1 protein-coding gene is annotated in these 20,896 nt (G+C 66.3%); it reads left to right on the top strand.

The genetic code is table 11. From position 1 onward, the window contains the following. Nucleotides 1-34 precede the first annotated feature (34 nt). Entirely contained in the window at nt 35-20,887 is a 20,853-nt protein-coding gene (locus tag RAD16_RS18660) for a leukotoxin LktA family filamentous adhesin (RefSeq protein WP_458159353.1), read from the top strand. Nucleotides 20,888-20,896: the final 9 nt, after the last annotated feature.

Here is a 20,896-nt window from a genome sequence, read left to right as displayed (position 1 = left end):
GGATCGGCGCCAATGCCGATGACGAGGATCTGAAATGCGCGGACCATCTGCGACGCGAGACAAGAACGGGGTGACGACGCTGCGGAGGCTGGCGAGCTTCCGTTCGATGTCGCTGCTCTGCGCGATGCAGATGGTCTTCCTTCCGGTGTTCAGCGTCCGCCTCCAGGCGCAGACGGCGAACGTCATCGTTCCGGATGGACGCACGGGGACGAACCTGCAGACCTCCGGCGGCGTGACCAACGTCACGACGTCGACGGTCTCGGGCAACAACGCCTTCAACTCGTTCTCGCAGTTCAGCGTCGGGCAGGGCAACACCGTCAACCTGCAATTGCCGACCGGCACGCAGAACCTCGTCAACATCGTTCGCGACGCGCCGGTCTACGTCAACGGCACGCTTAACTCCTACATGAACGGTGCGATCGGCGGTAACGTCTATTTCGCCGATCCCAAGGGGTTTGTCGTCGGCCGTTCCGGTACGGTGAATGTCGGTAGCCTCAATGTCTCGACGCCGACGCGTGAGTTCACCGACAGCCTGATCGGCCCGGGAGGTGCGATCAACGGCACGGCCGTCGGCAACCTGATGGCGGGTTCGTTCCCGGTGTCTCCGGACGGAAATGTCAGGATCTACGGCCGGATCAACGCCATCGACGGCGTCCGCCTGACCGGACAGAACGTTTTCGTTGGCGGCGCCAGCCAGCGCGACATCGCCAATCTCGATCACGCCGCGAAGTTCGCGGCCTCCGTCAATTCGAAGGGCCTGCGCAGCGCCAGCGCCATCACCGTCAGCAACGGCTCGATCCATATCGGTGCCGTCAACAAGGCGAATGTCAACGGACGGCTGACCGCGCGCAGCACGACCATGACGCCCAGCAATATCACCGTCACGGCCGGCAACGCCATCGAGGTTGGCCAGAATGCGCGGATCAGCACCGCCAGCAAGACCGCCGATGCCGGCAACATCACGCTGAAGACCCACGGCGACCTGACCGTCAAGAGCGGTGCCAAGATCAATGCCAGCTCCGCCAAGGGCAATGGCGGTCTGGTCGACTTCAGCGCCGACGGCAAGTTCGATATCGGCAACATCAAGGTCAATCTGGCGGCGCCGAACGGCAAGCAGGGCACGCTGGTCCTCGACCCCGAGGACATCATCATCGGCGACGCCGCCCAGGGCGATGCCAATGTCAACATGTCGAATGCGACGGTCGCGGCCGCCATCGCGGCGCTGAACGGCACTGGCACCTTCACGCTGCTGGCGAGCAATTCGATCACGATCAGCCAGCATGGCCGGGTCGACGCCGGCGCCAGCGGCGTCAACGTCACGTTGACCGCACCAACCTTGAGCCTTCTCGCCGGCAGCTATGTGCGCGGCGACACGGTGCTGCTGGATGCCGGTGCTGCCGGCACCATCAACGTCAACGCCGCCGCCAATGGCGGCGCGCAGGTGGTGACCAACACCGCACTGCAGTTCATCGCCGCGCATCTGAATCTGACCAGCGCGGCCACCGCGTTCGTGGGCGACGGCACCAGCTCGGCCAACAGGAACGCGGCAGGCTTCATCTCGAATGCCGGCATCGCCCGCTACTCCGCTTCGATGGGCGGGCGGGGCGACCTCACCGTGAGCGCGGCCACCGCGCTGACCGTCGACGGCACCGGCATCATCGATGCGCGCCAGCTCGGTAGCGACGGCGTTTCGAACGGAAAGTCGCTCGACGTCACGCTCAAGGCGCCGACCATCACCATCGCGTCCGGTGGCCAGGTGCTCGCGCAATCGATCAATACGTCGGACGTGATGTACACCGCCGGCAATATCATGCTCGACGCGACGTCGGGGGCGCCGGGTGCGGTGACGGTCGCGGGCCTGCTCTCCGGCGGCAGCGTCACGCTCAAGGGCGCCTCGGTGGCGCTGCATTCCGCCGCCGTCGTCGACACCCGCAATCGCGATTCCAGCGGCAACGCGCTCGGTAATTCCGGCGACGTCACGATCACCGCGGGCAGCGTCACCGCCGTGGCCGGCAGCCAGATCCTCGCCGGCGCGATCAATTCCGGCAGCAATACCTATGTCGGCGGCACCGTCACCTTCGACGCAACCGCCGTCGCCGGCGGCACGGTCACCGCCGACGGGGCGATCACCGGCGCCAATGTCGCGCTGATGGCGGGCGCCTCCGTCAGTGTCGGAGTCGCGGCCCGGATTGCGGCCTCCATTCCGGCAGGTACGGCCGCGATCACGCTGCAGGCGCCGACCGTCGGCGTCACCAGCGGCGCGCAGTTTACCGCGAACTCCGTCGTTTACGACATCCAGCGCAGCGCGGTGATCGTCGGCGATCCCACGCTGGATGCGGCCGACGCGTCCAGCGCCGGCTTCATTTCCAACGCCACGGTCGCCAATTATATCGCTGCGCTCGGCGGCTATGGGGTCGCCAAGCTGTCGGCGATCGATACGCTCGCGATCGATGCGCACGGCGTGATCGCCGGCGGCGCGGCCGGCGTCGCGCTCTCGGCGGGAACGTCGATCTCGCTGGCCGGTAACAGCACCGTGACGGGCGGCAGCGTCGACATCAACAGCCCGACCGTCACCATCAACGCCGGCGTGACCGGCGGCGCCGTGATCTCGCCGCAGCTCACGCTGGTGGCCTCGGTCCTCAATCTCACCAGCTCGGCCGACATGGTGGTCGGCGATGGCGGCAACGCGGCCGTCAACCTGACCAACGCCACCATTGCCGGCTATCTCTCCGGCAGCAGCTCGGTCGGCACGCTCAGGCTGAGCGCGGCGTCTTCGATCACCGTGAAGAACGGCGGCGTGGTCGATCTCCGTCATTACGACGCTGCCAGCGGACATTCGTCCGGCATCTCCGGAAGCCTCGCGCTGGCGGCGCCGACGATCACGATCGAGAGCGGTGCCAGCCTGCGGACCGACGTCAGCAACGTCGCGGGGCAGACCTACTATACGCCCGGCAGCATCACGCTGGCGGCGACGAGCATCACGGCCGGCGCCGGCACCATCAACGGCGGTGTCGTGACATTCAATGCGGGGGCAGGGACGATCTATGTCGGGCCGGCCAACGATCCGAACGGCGTCGCTCCGCCCGCCGGCACGATCTTCCTGAGCAACGCGACGATCGCGAGCTATCTCGCCGCGCTGGCCGGTTCGAGCACGTTTGCGCTGACCGCGGCCAATTCGCTCTACGTCGACAACGGCGCCAGCATCGCCGCCGGCGCGGCCCGCAACGTCAACCTGACCGCGGGCTCGCTGATCTCGTTCGCGGCCAATTCGACGCTGACCGGCAACACGGTCCTGCTCAACGCCGGCCGCAACGGTACGCTCGCCGTCAATGGCGCACGGACCGGTGGCACGACGATCACCGCACAGGCGCCGCTGCTGCTGAATGCCGCCCAGGTCCTGCTGACCAGCACCAGCGACATGGTGATCGGCAACGCCGCAACCGACGTCAATGCCGGCGCGGCCGGCTTCATCGACAATGCCACCATTGCCCGTTACGTGACGGCGCTGGAGGGCGTCGGCCGGATTTCGCTGTCCGCGTCCAACTCGATCACCGTCGATGCCAGCGGCAAGATCGACGGCACGATCAAGGATTCGAGCTCCCACTCGACCGCCAACGGCGTGAGCATTGCGCTCTCGTCGGCTTCGGTGACCGTTGCCGCGGGCGCCGTGATCGATTCCCAGGCCGCCAATACGGCGAGCAGCCATTACACGTCCGGCGCCGTGTCGGTCGCCGCCTCCGGCGTGCTCACGGTCGCCGGGACGATCAAGGGCAGTTCGGTCTCGCTGTCCGGGCACGGGATCAACGTCACGAATCCGTCCGCCTCGCTGGCCGCCGATAGCGGAGGCAGTGTCAAGTTCGGCTTCACGACTGACGAGAGCGTCGATAACTCCAGCGGCAACAACGGTTCGACCGGCGTGCTGTCGAATGACGTGATCGCAACCTACATCGCCGCCATGCAGGCGGGCGGAACCTTCGTCCTGTCGACCCCGAACCACGCCCTGACGCTGACCGCGAGTGCCAGGATCAATGGCGGCACCACGATCAATGTCGGGCTGTCGTCCGGCACGCTCAATGTCGTATCCGGCGCGCAGATTCAGGCGCGGGGCGTCGGCATCGGCTTCGATCAGGACAACGTCATCATCGGAGCGGCCGGCGACCCCAACGCCGGGGCCGCCGGGTTCGTCAGCAACGCCACGATCGCCAATTTGATCCTGGCCGCGGTCAGTGCGGACACGTTCACGATCGCGGCCAACAATTCGATCACCATCGATAGCGGCGGCATCATCGACACGCGTTTCCTGAACGCCTTGAACGTGTCCCGGCACAATGCGCTCGGCGTCACACTGAACGCGCCGACGATCACGATTGCGCAGGGGGCCGAGATCAGGGCGCAGGCAATCAACGGCGGCGGATCGACCTACACCGACGGCGACGTCAGGCTGACGGCGACCGCGAGCCAGACGCTGCTGTCGGGGCTTGCGAGCGCGACCACCGCCATCAACGTCGACGGCAAGATCACCGGCGGCGCCATCATCATCCAGGCGATATCGACTGCGACCTCAAACCTGACGAGCACGACCCTCGGCAAGCTCGCGACGATCGCCGAGGTGATCGGCACGACGATATTGGGCGTCAACGGCGGGTACGTCGCCGCCGATACGGTCGCCAAGGTGGCGATCTTGAGCCATGCCGATCTCAACGCCCGTGGTAACGTTCTGATTTCCGCTCGCGGCACCCAGGACGCCGAAGATCCGGTGATGGCCGCCGGTTTCCTTTCGCCGCTTGGCGCGGCCGTCGTCGTCGGCAAGGTGACGGCCGACGTCTCGACGATCGTGTCGTCCGGCGCCGCGATCAGGGCGGGGCAGGGCATTCTGATCGGTGCCGCCACTGACACCACGCTGAACGTATCGGCGCTTTCGGTCACGACCCGTGGTCAGTTTCAGGCAACGGTTGCGATCGGCCTCGCCGACATCAAGACCCAGGCCATCGTCAATTCGGGCGCGATCCTCGACAGTGGCAGCCAGGGTCTTCAGGTCAGCGCCAACAATTACAGCAACTTCTCGGTCAGCGCGACGGCGTTCGCATTCAACCCGCTGGTGACGAGTTCCAGCGATCCGGGCGGCGTCGGCGGCGCGGTGGCCCTGAGCAACCTCAATGTTGCGACCACGGCAATCCTGGGCGCCAATTTCGGCAGCAGCGGCGCCAACGAGGCCGGCAACGTCCTGGTGGCCGCCGCGACCAACATCGCGAAGAATTCGACCAGTTCGTCCGTCACGCTCGGAACGCCCGGGTTGCTCGGCGCCATCATTACCGGCGCGGCCGGCAAGGCCGATACCACCCCCTACAGATTCTTCGATGGCTTCTTGAAGCCGCTTGCCAGCGTCAGCCTGCCCTTCAAGGTGGCTGGTGCGCTGTCGCTCGCGACGACCTCGGAATCCGCTAATGCCGCCATCACGAGCACCGGCAACGGCGTGGCGCCGCAGATCTACACGTCCGGCGATGTCGGCGTGGTCAGCCAGCTGATCGACGACCAGATCCGCAACAACTCCTCGTCGACGGTGAACGTCAGCACCGCGGACAACGGCCCCAAGGTCGCGATTGCGGCCGCCATGGCCTACGGCGATTACAGCCATAATTCGAACGCCTATATCGGCTCGAACGTGGTGATCCGCGCCTCCGACATCGGCGTCGCCGCCTCGACGACGATCCCCAACACCAATTCCTGGACGGAGTGGAACGGCATCGGCGAGGTGCTCGGCCATCTCAATGCCAATTTCGGCGTCGTCAACAATATCGTCACGACCTACGCCAACGCGAACGCCAGCGGCGGCCAGACCGTTTCCGTTGCCGGCTCGTTCTCCTATTTCGGCTTGAAAGACAACACCACGGCATGGGTCGGCAGCGGCGCCAATTTGACGTCGACCCATGCGCTGGCCAGCGCGGGCAGCTGGACGGCGACGGCGTTCGCCAACATCGACGGCGTGATCATTTCGCAGGGCTTCGCCTCGGCGCTGACGGTGTCGGCCAACACCTACAACATGTCGATCGACATCGGCGGCGTGTTCGGGCCGCTGGTGCTGCTGCCGGGCTCCGACAGCCCCGGGACCGCGGCGGGCGGAACGTTCAACCTCATTCAATCCACCAGCAACACCATCGCCGGCGTCTCTTCCGGCGCGACGCTCACCTCGGCAAGCGACGTCTCGGTCACCGCCAACACGACCGACATGCTGTTTGCGATCGCGCCGACATCCGGCTCGTCGAGCGGCAGCCTCGCGCTGAACGGCATCCTGTCGATGGCGTTCATCAACAACACGACCCACGCCTCGATCAGCTCGCTGGCGACCATTCTCTCGCCGCGCTCGATCAACGTCTCGGCCAACCAGAACGTGTCGCTGTTCTCGCTGTCGGGCGCAATTCAGCTCGGTACCACCTCCGGCGTCGGTGTTTCCGCTGCCTACATGACGGCTGTCACCGATACCGCCGCCTATATCGGCGATAACCGCAAGGACATCACCGACGGCCCGTTCAGCAGCGACGATTCGAATCCCATGAGTGGTTCGGGCGGTCACGTGACCACCAAGAGCCTGCAGGTCAACGCCGCGACCGCGGGCCGGGTGACGGTCGCCGCGGTGGCGGCGGTGGAATCCGACCCGTTCGCCCAGGTCGGCTATGTCAAGAAAGCCGGGGCGCTCTACAGCGCGCCGGACTTCGGCGGATTGGGGGCCCTCGAGGTGCTCAAACAGGCCGCCGCAAAGAAGAACGGAACCTCGAAGTTCAGCATTGATATCGCCGGCAGCTCGGCGGTCTCGGCCACCTCTCTCGGCACCACGGCCTACATCAAGGGCGTCAGCGTCAACAGCGGCAGTCCCTATACCGCCACGGACGCGCCCGTGGTTGAGGTCCAGGCGCTCAACAACACCATCACCACCAACGGCTCCGGCTCTGCCGCGCTCAACCTTGCGGGCGGAAGCGCGACGAGCGCTGCGATCGCCGGTGCGATCGCGATCGCGCTGTCCAGCAATTCGACCACGGCCTACATCGCCAATTCGACCATCGTCGATGTCACGGCCGTCAATGTCGGGGCGCTCAGCGGCGGCTCGCAGACGGCGGTGGCGCTGGCGCTCGCCGCGACACGCACCGGCACGGCCGCCTCGGTCTCGGTTTCGGTCGGCTCCATCTCGGATACGGCGACCGCCTATATCGACGGCTCGACCATCACCGGCGTGGGCGGCGGCGCGTCGAACGCGGCCAACATCAACGCCTACCAGACCTCCAGTATCGCGATCGGCGGCGGCTCGCTCTATCTCAACGGCGACAAGAACGCGGCCGGTATCGCGCTCACCTATGCCGAGATCCGCAATCCCGGCGGCGGCAATGCCGTCGACGCGCATATCTCCAATTCCACCGTGACGGGGCTCAGCTCGCTGACGGTGATCGGCGACAATGCTGCCGTGATCGCAGCCGGCGGCGCGTCCGGCGGCTATGCTGAGAACGGATTGGCCGGTTCCATCGTGATCAGCGAGATCAGCCCGAGCGTGCTCGCCTATATCACCTCGAGCAACATGACGGTTTCGGGCGGCAACGTCATCGTCAACGCCGAAAGCATCGACGTCGCCTCGCTGGACGACGCGCTCGGGACGCTGGTGCGCAGCACCAACGGCGGCCAGCTCGCGCAGGACAATTGCACCACCTCGCACGGGTCGCAGGCTTGCGTGGACTTCACCGGCGCCGCGCTGAACGGCGGCGTCGGCGCCGGACCCGGAGCAGCGATCACGTCAGTTGCCGGCATCGTCCAGGCCGGCAAGAACAACATCGGCGTTGCCATCGTGGTCGATGGCATCAGCACGACGCATTCGGCTTACATCACCAAGTCCCTGATGACCGTGACGGGCGGCGACGTGCTGGTCTCGGCGGAAGACTCCTCGAAGATCAAGTCCGTCGCGGTCGGTTTTGGTCTTGCGACCGGGCAATTTGCCGGGCAGGGCGGTGCCGTCATCAGCACCATCAGGAACAACGTGTCTGCGGCCATCGGCGATGGTTATTCGACCACTGCCAATACGGTGGTGAACGCGGACAACGTGACCGTCCAGGCGTTGGACACCGCTGCGATCAACGCCACGGCGGCGGTCGCGGGCGCATCCAGCCAGGGTAGCGCCGGCGGTCTCTCCCTCGTCTATAACGAGATCGACAACCAGGTCAGCGCCAACATCACGTCCGCGCAGGTCGTCGCCGGCAGCGACGCCGTGGTCAGGGCCACTTCGGTCAGCACGATCAAGACGGTCGCCATCGGCGTGGCGCTGTCCTCGCAGGTCGGGTTCGCGGGCTCGGTCGTCACCAGCCTGATGGGCACTAGTGTCAGCGCCAGTATCACCGGCGGCGCCGACGTCATGGCGACCAACAATGTCGGGGTGCTCGCCAGCAATTCGGACAAGCTGTCGGCGATCGCCGGGGCGCTTTCCATCTCGACGGGCTCGGTCGGCGGCGCCGGATCGCTGGTCGTGAGCCAGATCACCGGAACCACCGCGGCCTATATCAGCGGTGCCAACACCAAGGTCGATGCGCTCGGAACCAGCGCGACCGATACGCTGTCGGTCAACAACGGCACGCTGGTGCACGCCTTCGATCTCGGCACCGCCCATGCGCCGACCGACACCACGCCCGATCTCTCCGAGAACCAGGACAATGTGCGCGGCCTTGCGGTTGTCGCGAGCTCGCATCAGGCGGTCGTGACCAACGTCGCCTCGATCGCCGCGAGCAGCGGCATCGCCATCATGATCAACCCGATCACCAACGTGATGAGCGGGTCGACCAAGGCCTATATCGATGGCGCCGCCATCGACACGCGCCTGACCTCTTCGATGCTGGTGCCGCAGATCGAGGTGGCCGCGTCGAGCTTCTCCTATTCCGGTGCGTTCGGCTCCGGCATCGTTCCGCCCACCGGCACCGCCGGCGGCGGCGCCACCATCATCAGCACGACGATGATGCGCGATACCTTCGCCACTATCACCAATGCCACGGTCGGGGGCGTGCAGTCGTCGAGCCCGACGGTCGGCGCCGTCATCGTGAAGGCGAATGCCGAGCAGGATGCGTCCTCGATTGCGATCGGCTTCAACACCGGCTCGGTCGGCCTGAACGTGTTCCAGGCGACGACGGAAGCCTATGTCGACGGCGGCGCGCTGACGGCCCAGTCGCTGACGGTGAACGCCAAGAACAACACCGGCATCTTCTCCGCGAACGGGTCGGGCGCCTATGGCAGCCAGGCCGCGATCGGCGCGGCGTTCCTGGTCCAGGTCTCCTCGAACCGGACCGAGGCCTATGTCGGCGACGAGTATGCCTCTCACGGCGGCACCGCGACGCACCCGACCGCGATCAACCTGACCGGCGCGCTCGACGTCGAAGCCGCCACCAAGAACCGCTTCGAGGCCTACGCGGTCGGCGGCGCGCTCGCGACGGGTTCGGCTGCGGTCGCGGGCATGGCGAACATCGAGATCGCCAGCAACACCACGATCGCCGGCGTCTACGACGTGACGCTGCAATCGCCGACCGGCGGCACGGCCGGTGCTGTCACCATCAACGCGACCGAGGACGTCGCGATCAAGGAGATCGCCGGCGCGCTCGCGGTCGGCGCCAGCGGGGGAGGCGTGGGCGTCGGCGCCGCCGCCAACGTGATCGTCTTCAAGACCCAGACAACCGCGGAAAGCATCAACAGCAACCTGAATTCGGCCGGCGCGATCAACGTCAATGCGCTCAGCACCAAGGAAGTGCAGTCCTATGCGGTGACGGCCGGTATCGGCGGCAGCGTCGGCATCGGCGCGACCGTCGGCGTCATCATCATCGGCGAGAACCTCGGCGATGCGCATGAGCAGGGGCAACTCACCGGCACGCTCGACGCCGTCGACGCCCAAACCCGTTCCTCGCACGGCAGCGACGCGGTCGCGAGCGGCACCGCCGGCAGTCCGAGCAATGCCAACGTGACGTCGACCTACCGGGTCAACACCGTGCTGACCGACGCCGGCCGCGATGGCGTCACGGCGCAGGTCGTTGGCGGCAATGTCGTGGGCTCGCAGGTCAACGTCGCCGCCACCAGCGCCAATGCGGCCAAGATGTATCTGCTCGGCGCCGGCTTCGCCAAGGATCTCGGTATCGGCGCCGGCATCGGCTACACCAGCGTCAAGAGCTACGTGCTTGCCGATTTGACCGCGAACGTCACGGCGCCCTCGGTCACCGTCGCGGCAGTCGTTAAGGACGCCAGCACCGGCCCCTATGCCGGCAAGACCATCGACACCGAGGCGATCGCCGGCGGTGCCGCGCTTTACTTCGGCGCGGATGCAGCCGTCGCGGTCGGCAATGTCGCCAACCAGGTGACGGCGCAGCTCGGCGGCCACGTCAACGGCACCGGCGGCACCGGCGCTGCCGTTATGGCGATGGACTCCACCAGCCAGGTCGTCTTCACGGGCGGTGTCACCGCCGGCGCCGCAGCGGTCGGCGCCTCGGTCGCGACGGCAGGACGATCGAGCACCGTTGCCGCGGAGGTTCTCGACGGCGCCGTCGTCAATACGACGGCACTGGCGGTCGGCGCTTCGGGCGCCGGCACCGTGTCCACGACCGCAACGGCGCTTGGCGGCGGCATCATCTCGGGCATCGGTGCCGATGCCGAGGCCCACGAAAACTCGCGCGTGACGGCCGAGATCGGCTCCGGCGCCACGATCACGACGTCTGCGACCGGTGCCGGCACGCTGGTTTCGGCGTCGATCACGCCCAATCTTCGAAGCGAAGCGTATGGCGTCTCGGTTGGTGGCGGTGCCGTCGGCGTCGCCATCGCCCAATCCACGGTCGGCGCCACGGTGACCGCCGATGTCGGTGACAACGCCATCTTCTCGGGCGGCGCGCTCGCCGTGACGGCGATGGCACTGGTTCCGGCTGGCACGGGCACGTCGACCTACGCCAAGGCCCTCGCGGGCGGCGGCGGCTCGCTGATCGGCGCGCAGGGCAGCTACGCCAAGGCCTCGGAGAACGCGACGGTCAGCGCCTATGGCGGCACCGGGATCACGCTTCCCAACGGCGACGTGGTCATCGCGGCCGAGAACGACAGCGCCCAATACGCCGAGGCAACCGGCCTCTCGAGCGGGTTCCTGGCACTTGGCGCGAGCGTCGCGCAGACCTCGTCGAGCTCGCACACCTACGCTTATCTCGGCGCGGGCGCGATCACGTCGGCGTCGAACACGGGCGTTCTCCAGATCACCGCGACCGGCACGGATGCCAACGTCTCCAGCGCCATCGTCGGCGCGGGCGGCACCTATGCCGGAGCCGCGGCCGTCGGCACGACTACCTCGACCGCCGTGACCAACGCCACGCTCTACGGCAACGCGACCGACAACACGCTCTATTTCGGCGGCCTCAACATCCGCGCCAAGCACACCACGAATTATTCAGCCAGCGGCGATGCCTACCAGGCCTCCACGGCCGGCGTCTCCGGCGGCAGCGCCACCAACACCGTGACCTCGACCACCACCGCCGAGGTCGGCACCCACCTGATCATCAACTCGGCCGGCGGCGAGATGGACGTCATCGCCAACGACATCGTCAATCAGGCCGGCGGCGGCGCGCGTTCGGGCTCGGGCGGCATGTTCTCGGGCGCCGCGGCACTCAGCAACTCGACCGTCACCCAGACCGTCAACACCAACGTCGATACTGGGACGATCCTGAGCCTCAACGCCGATCCGCGCACGACGACGGCCGCGATCAATATCGAGGCCTACAACACGCTGAACACGAACGACACGGCGAGCATCGCCACGGCCAGCCTCTTCGCCGGCGGCGGCGCCGAATCCGACATGACCGCGAACGCCACGCTCACGGTCAATATTCAGGCGAGGGAGCTGTTCAGCGCCGGCAACATCTATATCGGCTCCGCCTCGCGGATGGCGGCGAGCAATAATGCCAACGCCAACATCTACGGCGCGGTCGGCGGCGTCGGCGCCAGCACCAACACCTGGGCCCATGCGACCCAGAACGTCAACGTCGGCGGCAGCTCGACGGTGGAGGCCTGGGGCAAGATCAACATCGCCGCGGGTCTCGCCGGCGACGGCAGCGTCTACAGCAGCATTTCCGCGACCGCGACGACGGTCGTCTACAACAACACGGTCATCCCGATCTCGGGCCTCTACCGCGGCACGGCCAACGCGGACAACGACGCCAGCCTGACGCTCGCCATCGGATCGAAGGTGCTCGGCGCCAACGACATCAATCTCACCGCGACCCCGGGCCTGGTCGCCGCATCCGGTCTCGGCAGCAACTACAATCCCTATCTGGAGATATTCAGCCAGAAGAACAGCGACAACCATAGCCATATCAACGACGGCGGAACCGGTACCGTCGCGCTCAATGGCCTGGTCGTGGCCGGCATCCACAACGACGAGATGATCACGATTGCGCTCGGGGCGAGCACGCCGACGCTGTCGACGACGAGCCCCTACGATCCGCTGTCGCTGCAATACGTCTCCGACGTCAATCACTTCAGTGCGGTGAAGAGCTGGAACCATCAGAAGATCCAGTACACCATCGTCGGCGGTTTCAATCCCTACCAGACGATCGTGTCCCAGATCGCCACGCTGAGCGGGTTGACGACGACGCAGGTCCAGACCGCGCTGACCGCGACGCATCCCGAGATCACGTTCACCGGCTCCGACCCGACCGGCGACATCCAGCGCCAGATCAACACGCTGATCCAGCAGGCGCCCTTCGCCGCCAACGCGGCCGGCAACGCCTTCGCGTTCGGCGACATCCTGGTGTCGGGCGGCAACGTCTCGATCGTCGCGAAGACCCTGACCGGGGCAGGTGGCGCCGGCAATGCGGCGCCGTCCGTCATCGCGCGCTCCTCGCCGCTGATCAAGATCGAGAACCAGGGCCTCGACTTCATCGCACTGTCGAACCTGACGATCACCAATGTGACCGGCGGACTGGTCACGCACCCGGACGTCGCCGCCGGCTCCGGGTCCAACGTGACCTTCACGTCCAACAACAGCGCCACGCCGCTGATCGACATCTCGGCGACCTACAACACAAGGGATCCGTCGACCGGTCTGCCCGTCTACAACGGCCAGACGCTGACCCGCACCCCCGACATCTATTTCGACGGAGTCGTCACCAACCAGAACGGCCTGCTCAAGATCACCAACAACCTCGGCAACGTGGTGGCGTCGCAGACCCTCGATGCCGCGACGATCCAGATGGTGGTGCCGAACGGCTCCTTCACCTTCAACGGCGGCGTCGGCAGCATCTTCAGCACCAACCACGACGTGGCCTCGCAATGGGCCAACACCGAGTACAAGCCGGATGACTGGGATACGCTGACGGCGGTGATGGCGGCCGCGACCTATCTCGGTGCGTACGGCGACTGGGATTCGGGTGTCCATGTGAACGGCGCCGCCAATTTGCATCCCTATTCCGCGTATTGCTGCACCGGCACCGGCACGCCCGCGTCGAATGCGGTCTTCACAGCCCGCCTGCTGGATTTGTTCTTCGACGGACAGTCGCTTTATTCGGCGATCTTCCTGCCGATGGGACAGGGGACTCCCGGCAATCCCGCCGTCGGCATGCCGAACGCAGCCACGCTGCCGTCGATTGAGGGCCCGACGCGCCAGACCATCACCACCTCGCCGTGGGAGGCCGCAACCTTTGACAACCGGGGCGTCTACACCAACAGCAGCCCGTTCAACTGCGCGCGCTGCGCGGAGTACTTCCAGGTCATCAACATCCAGAATGAGGTGATCACGCCGAAGACTGCGAACGTGGCGCAAAGTCCGCCCGACAACGCGCCCTTTATCGTCGGCAAGGCCATCATCCTGTCGGCATCGGTGCTGAACATCAACGGCACGATCCAGAGCGGATCGAGCAGCAACTACTCCGTCAACATCGGCGACAGCGCGCTGCAGGCCATCAATGACCTCAAGGGCAATGCGACGGCCTTCGCGCAGGCCCAGACCAACGCGCAGCACGGCAGCTACATCGACCTGACGCAATATCTGTCGAAGGTGAACACCTCCGACGTGCAGGTCGGCGCCAAGTACAACGCCGCCACCGACCAGATCGTCCTGAGCAGCGTGGTGCAGGGCTCGGGCGGCTACGTCTATCTGAACGGCAAGATCATCTCGACGTCGACCGACGGAACCGTGCAGGGCAACATCATCGTCAACGGCGGCGCCGGCACGATCACGGTGAACAATACGACCGGAGTCCAGCTCGTCACCAACACGATCAACACCGGCGTCAGCGCCAACAGCGTGATTCAGATCGTCGACCAGCTCAAGGGACAGACGACCTGGTACGTCTACAATCCGGCGGCGCCGGGCGGCCAGCAGGTCACGCAGTATCAGGCCAACGACGTCACGACGAGCCAGTACACGTCCGCGACAATCAGGGCGGTGACCGGCACGGCGGGGATTCAGTACGAGACGACCCCCAACATGTACTATCAGTGGGTCGACCAGGCGACGCTCGCGCGTCCGAGCACCAGCACCCAGTTCGACTATGGCTGGCAGTATACCTCGCGCGATCCGAACAGCGGCAGCGTCTTCGTCCGCACCACCAGCCTGGTGTCGGACGTCAAGAAGGTCGTCAACGGCGTCGCCACCAATGATTTGCAGGACACCAACTTTCAGGAGGTCGTCACCGCGACTGGAAGCTATCATGGGGCCGGCTATAACACGACGGCTGACAAGTGCTGCGGTGCGGACGGTCATTACAACTGGTACCAGCAGATCTACGATCACCTGACCCTGACGCTGACCAACACGGTGAAGGCATCGAACCCGATCAACATCAAGTTCAACGGCGGCGGCACCAGCACGGTTGCGGTCACCTCGAACTCCGGCATCGTCGTCAACGGGCCGATCAACAACCTCCAGGGCACCACGACGATCACCGCCACCGGCGCCAACTCGGCGATCACGGTCGGTGCGAACGCCAACAATCCGGTCATCTCGGGCACCAGCGTGACGCTGTCCGCGGACGGCGGCATCGGGGCGATCGGATCGGGCGGGGCGCCGGTCTCGGTGCAGGTCTATGGCGGCAGTCTCACCGCCAACACCATCGACCACGACATCGCGATCTCCGCCATCGGCTCGCTGTCGATCAACCAGGTGAAGGTCAATTCGGCGATCGCCGGCAACGCGCCGCGGGGCAGCGTCTTCCTCTCGGCGACCGGCGACATCAACTCGGCGTCGCCCTATAACGTCGCCAATCCGGTCGTGGTCGGCAAGAACATCGAGATCAATTCGATCAATGGTGCGATCGGCGCGAAGTCCAGTGTCAGCGGTGGCAACGCCGTGCTCACCGACATCAACCCGCTGGTGATCCAGGCGACCGGCACGACGCGGGCCGACGGCAGCGTCGACGGCGGCCTGTTCAACAGCTCGTCGAAGACCGGCACCTATATCGTGCAGTCGAAGGGCGACCTGAGGCTCGGCACGGTCCAGTCGCAGGCCGGCCCGGTGTTCCTGGAAGCCGCCGCTTCCGACGGCAACCGCGCCAGCATCCTGAACGGGCTGTCGTCGGGCGGCCTGACCGCCGAGCAGAGCGCGCATCTCGCTGATGTCTGGACCAGCCTCGACCTGCTCAGCGGCAATGCACGCGCCGTCGCGGTCAACAGCTACCAGTCGATGGTGACGTCCGCCTATAACGACTACTCCCAGCTCCAGAACATCGCGTTCCCGAATGGCGGCGCCTACAATCCGACCGCGACGGGGTTGACGGTGCTGCGGGCGCAGGTGGCCGCGAAGCTCGGCATTGATCCTTCCGCCGTCTCGACGACGGACATCAAGAACGAGGCGACGACGCGCCTGCTGAAGGACCAGTTCCTGCTCGGCTTGATCAGCACCGATCAGCTCAAGACCTCGCTGACCACATTGTATGGTACGGCGCCGACCGACCCGCTGGCGACGTTGTTCGGCAGCTCGCTCTCTTCGACCCTGTTCACCAAGCTGTTCGACGGCGTGGCCGCTGATCGTCAGTTCATGCCGACCAACACCGCGCTGCAGGCCGCGCTCGCCGCCGGCCACTACAGCTCCACTTACACTTACACGCTCGCATCGACCGAGAAGGTCTACAGCCTGATCACCGCGGGCTCGCAGTGGTCGCAGAGCCAGCTCGCCTATACGGTGTCCTCGTCGGCCGTCGGCGCGCCGCCGCCGCCGATTGGCGACACCACCGTGCCCAACATCAAGGCCGACCAGGTCATGCTGTACACGCCGAACGGTTCGGTCGGCCAGCTGGCGGCGCCGCAGACCTTCACCTTCACCAGCGTCAACGCCTCGTCGCTGACGGCTGCGCAGAAGGGGCTGCTCGCATCGGCCGGTCCCGGACAGCTCGTCGTCGACTCCTCGACCGACCCGACGACCGGTATCGTGACCTACCACGTGACCCTGTCGCAGCAGAGCCTCGTGATCCTCGACAACCCGTCCGCGGTCACGGCCAAGGCGGCGTCCGAGGTCTATCTCGGCAGCAAGAACAGCCTCGTGCTCGGGGGGATCGCCGCCGCGAAATACGGCCCGATTGCCGCCGCACAGGCCAACGGCATCCAGATCACCGGCCGCGGTGACGTCAAGCTCGACGCCGTCACCAGCATCTCCGCAGGGGTGAGCGGCGTGCCGGTGATCTCCGGCGACATTCCGAACCTCACCCTGATCGCCGAGCACGGCAATATCGGCGGCGTCGACACCTCCGGAAATGGTCCGGCGAACAACCCGAACGCGCTCCAGATCGCCTTCGCGAGCCCGACGACCGACCATCTCGACCAGGTGTCGGCCGTGCAGGGCAACATCTATGTGAAGCAGACCACCGGTGACCTCGTCGTCGGCAACGTCTCGGCGAACGGCACGATCCAGCTTGCCGCGACCGGCAGCATCTATGCCGAAGCCGGGTTCACCGATCGCACCGCCGTGCATATCGTCGGCGCCGATCTCGATCTGCGCGCCGGCGGCAACATCGGCTTCAACGGCACGACGTTCCAGCCGTTGCAGGTGCACCTGTCGGGTGCGCTCACCGGCTCGTCGGTCGGCGACCTCAGCATCCTCGCCGTCGCGGGCGATCTCAATGTCGGCGCAACCGGCACTTACGGAACGCTGACCGCGGGTGGCGCGCTGACGCTGAACGTGCCGCATGGTGCGATCAGCATCAATGCCGACGTCCGCAGCGCCGGCCTGATGCAGCTGCTCGCCAATGGCGCGGTGACATTCGCTGACGGCACCAGCGCGGCACCGGTGGTTGCGACCAGCTCCGCCGCCAGCGTCACGCTGGCCTCCGCCTCGCTGACGATGGGGGCCTATTCGGCCATCAACGCGGCCGGGGTGATCTCGGTGACCACGACAGGCGATGCGACCATCGGCCAGCTCAATTCGTCGCTGTCCTATGCGGCCGCCTCGAATGCGCCGTCGATCGTCGTCACCGCCGGCGGCGTCGCTACGCTCGGGGCGATCCTCGACAATGGCGACGGCCAGACCAAGTTCGTCGCGTCCGGCTCGGGCGCCGAAGTCTCGCTGAGTGCATCCAACGGCATCGGCAGCGCAACGAACCGGCTCACGCTCAGCGCTGCGCGGTTGTCGGCGGGCGCGAGCGCCGGCGATATTGACCTGCAGGCTCTGACCAATACCGAGGCCAGCCTGCTGTCCGCGGTGAAGGGCAATGTCGACATCCTCGGCACCGGAAGCCTCACGCTCGACCAGGTCCTGGCGGGCACCGCGACCGGCGCAAGCGGCAGCTTCAAGGCCGTGGCGAGCAATGGCAGCATCGTCATCGGCACCGCTGACAGCAGCGGCTCGCAGACCGTCCACGCCACCCAGAACGTGACGTTCAAATCGCTGGCGACGACCGGCAACAGCGGCGACATCGGCAATATCGACGTCACCGCCGACAACGGCTTCATCCTGGCCCAGACGGTGACCTCTGGCGGCGCGACCACGCAGGGCTCGGTTTCGGCCAACGGCTCGGCGAACCTGATTGCCGCCACCACCATCACCGGCAACACGCTGGCTGCCACGACCGGCTCGGGCCTGCTCACGGCCGGCGGCCCGATCAACTGGAACACGCTCAACATCGCGACCACGCTGGGTGCGACGTCGAGCCAGGGCAGCATCACCTTCCAGACCGCGCAGAGCGGGGGCACGCAGATCCTCCACGCCCACGACAACGTCACCTTCAACGCCCTGACGGCGACGGGTATTGCCGGCGATATCGGCAACATCAGCGTCACCGCCGCCAACGGCTTCATCCTGGCGCAGACGGTGACCTCGGGCGGCGTGACGAGCCAGGGCTCGGTCTCGGCCAACGGCTCGGCGAGCCTGCTTGCCGCCACCACCATTACCGGCAACACGTTGGCTGCAACGAGCGGTTCGGGCCTGCTGACCGCCGGCGGCCCGATCAACTGGAACACGCTCAACATCGCGACCACGCTGGGCGCGACGTCGAGCCAGGGCAGCATCACCTTCCAGACCGCGCAGAGCGGGGGCACGCAGACCATCCACGCCCACGACAACGTCACCTTCAATGCGCTGACGACGACGGGCATGGCCGGCGACGTCGGCAACGTCAACGTCACCGCCGACAACGGCTTCGTCCTGGCGCAGACGGTGACCTCTGGCGGTGTGACCACGCAGGGCTCGGTTTCGGCCAACGGTTCGGCCAGCCTCGTTGCCGCCACCACCATCACCGGCAACACGCTGGCCGCCACGACCGGCTCGGGCCTGCTCACGGCCGGCGGCCAGATCAACTGGAATACACTCAACATCGCGACCACGCTGGGCGCGACGTCGAGCCAGGGCAGCATCACCTTCCAGACGGCGCAGAGCGGGGGGACGCAGACCATCCACGCCCGCGACAACGTCACCTTCAACGCCCTGACGGCGACGGGCATTGCCGGCGATATCGGCAACGTCAACGTCACCGCCGACAACGGCTTCATCCTGGCGCAGACGGTAACGTCGGGCGGTGTGACGAGCCAGGGCTCGGTTTCGGCCAACGGTTCGGCGCGCCTGATTGCCGCCTCCACCATCACCGGCAACACGCTGGCCGCCACCACCGGCTCGGGCCTGCTCACGGCCGGCGGTCCGATCAACTGGAATACACTCAACATCGCGACCACGCTGGGCGCGACGTCGAGCCAGGGCAGCATCACCTTCCAGACCGCGCAGAGCGGGGGCACGCAGATCATCCACGCCGACGACAACGTCACCTTCAATGCGCTGACGGCGACGGGTATTGCCGGCGATATCAGCAACATCAGCGTCACCGCCGCCAACGGCTTCATCCTGGCGCAGACGGTGACGTCGGTTGGCGTGACGAGCCAGGGTTCGGTCTCCGCCAACGGCTCGGCGAGCCTGCTTGCCGCGACGACCATCACCGGCAACACGTTCGGCACCATCACCGGCTCGGGCCTTCTCACCGCAGGCGGCCCGATCAACTGGAATACACTCAACATCGCGACCACGCTGGGCGCGACGTCGAGCCAGGGCAGCATCACCTTCCAGACCGCGCAGAGCGGGGGCACGCAGACCATCCATGTCCGCGACAACGTCACCTTCAATGCCCTGACGACGACGGGCATGGCCGGCGACATCGGCAACGTCAACATCAACGCCGACAATGGCTTCATCGTCGGGCAGACGGTGATGTCCGGCGGTGTGCCCACGCTCGGCTCGGTCGCGGCCAACGGCTCGGCCAGGCTGATCGCTGCGGGAACGAACACCGGTCACAATGTCACGGCCGCGACCGGCAACGCTGTGCTGCAAGGCACGATCGTCAAGTGGGACAATCTCAACGTCGCCGGCACGCTCGGCATCACCGCGACATCAGGGGCGATCACGCTCGGCACCGCCGTCAGCGGCGGCACGCAGACCCTGCACGCCGCGAACGACATCGTCTTCGCCCAGCTCACGACCACGGGCCTCCCGGGCGATGCCGGCGATATCGACCTGCGCTCCGACGCGGGCTCGATCCGTGGCGGATCGATCTCGACCAACGGCGACACCCACTTCGACTCCGCGGGGTCGATCTCGCTCGACCGTATCCGCGGCAACACGGTCAGGCTGTCCTCGCCGGGCGACCTGACGATCGGCTTCGTCAGCGTGGTGAAGGAGCTCGACCTCGCGGCCAACACGATCAACGTCAAGGGCGAGCAGATCCGCTCGAATCCGCCGATCCCGCTGATCATGGACGTCACCGGCTACAACGGCGGCGTCGCGACCTCGGCCGACATTTCGATGGATCCGAGCAGCCTCATCATCAATCAGTTCAGGGTGGTGGACGCGAACCTCTTCACCGATGCGCAGGCCGTCGCGATCCTGAACGGCTATGTCCCAGGCCAGCTCGTTCTCACCACGGCCACCGAGCAGGTGCTCATGAACAACCGCTCGCCGTCGCCGACTAGCAGGCCGACGCTCCAGCTCTACCAGCCGAGCGGCGTGTTCACGATGACCCAGATCGGCAACGCCAATGTCAGCAACGCCTATGTGGTGTTCTACACCGGCGACATCTCGGCGACCGTCACCAACTACCTGCCGAGCCACACCTGCTGCGCCGACTTCACCGGCGCCAGCGCGATGCGCAACATCTCCGTCGACGGCGAGGGCAGCGAGAGTTTCGAAAGCTGGCTTGCGCAGAAGGATGGCGGGGCGTTCTACCTGCTCGGTCTCTCGGGCAAGGCGCGGCTCGATGCGCTGCTGATGCCGCGGCCGGTCGAGACCATCGGCTCCGGTCCGGCCGTCAACATCGAGGGACTGAGCGACCTGCGCAAGCGCTTCCGTCACGGTCAGCGCGGCGGTCGCACCAGCTGGAGGGACGCTTCTGTTGAGATGGCGAAGCCGGCCGTTGGCCGTCTCGCACAGGCATGGTAGCGGGATTCG

Source organism: Bradyrhizobium sp. 18BD (genome assembly GCF_054185225.1).
The sequence above is the reverse complement of the archived record's forward strand: the minus strand, read 5'-3'. Positions and strand labels throughout refer to the sequence as shown.